A 587-nucleotide genomic window follows, 5' to 3' on the forward strand; every position below is an offset into this window, starting at 1 on the left:
ATCGTTGTCAGGTATAATACATTGGACAGCGGCCTTGTCGACAAGACATACCCTGTGGCAGTAGACAGCAGGACAGGCGGCGCACTCATACTCACTCCAGAAGATAAATCAGATGTCGTTAACATGCTCATCAACAGCAAAGACGTAATCGTGTTTTATCATGTTGAAGGCGTATCAGACTACCAAATGGCCTACTATCCACTGCCCTTAAGAGATGCTTCAGGTAATGATAAAACACAGGATGTGCGTTGACATGGGTGGTAGTTATGCAGAAAGATTTGGAAGAAAACAAAAGGCTGAAAAAGGCTTTGACGTCTCAAATCTTGTCCCTGTTGGTAAAGCTTATTGGGGAGTCAATTAGCAACAAGGTGGCACGGGCCGCGATTGTTGGCGTGATTGGCATGGCGGGGGATTACTTCGACTTGCCAGACAATGATACAAGTTCCGCCCCGCCCGTCCAGGGTGAAGCCGTAAAATAAACAAAGGCCCATATGGGCCTTTTTCTTACATAACTTCCAGTGCATCCTTGTAACGCTTCCGTCGCAAATCCCCATGGTTGGCCGTATTCGGCGCGGCCCCGTTAATCC

2 protein-coding genes are annotated in these 587 nt (G+C 48.0%); both read left to right on the forward strand.

The genetic code is table 11. From position 1 onward, the window contains the following. The coding region (locus tag Y887_RS20500) for a hypothetical protein (RefSeq protein ID WP_211257002.1) at nt 1-252 on the forward strand (252 nt) is incomplete at its 5' end. Between the two features lie 14 nt (nt 253-266). Beyond that, the gene (locus Y887_RS17565; protein ID WP_046965575.1) at nt 267-479 is read left to right on the forward strand and encodes a hypothetical protein; all 213 of its coding nucleotides are present in this window, start codon (nt 267-269) and stop codon (nt 477-479) included. Nucleotides 480-587: the final 108 nt, after the last annotated feature.

It is taken from the genome of Xanthomonas pisi DSM 18956 (assembly GCF_001010415.1).
In the GTDB taxonomy this organism is placed as follows: Bacteria; Pseudomonadota; Gammaproteobacteria; order Xanthomonadales; family Xanthomonadaceae; genus Xanthomonas; species Xanthomonas pisi.

Coding starts and splice junctions, on each gene's coding strand:
- Y887_RS17565 (WP_046965575.1), top strand. CDS start 267: ATGCAGAAAGATTTGGAAGAAAACAAAAGGCTGAAAAAGGCTTTGACG.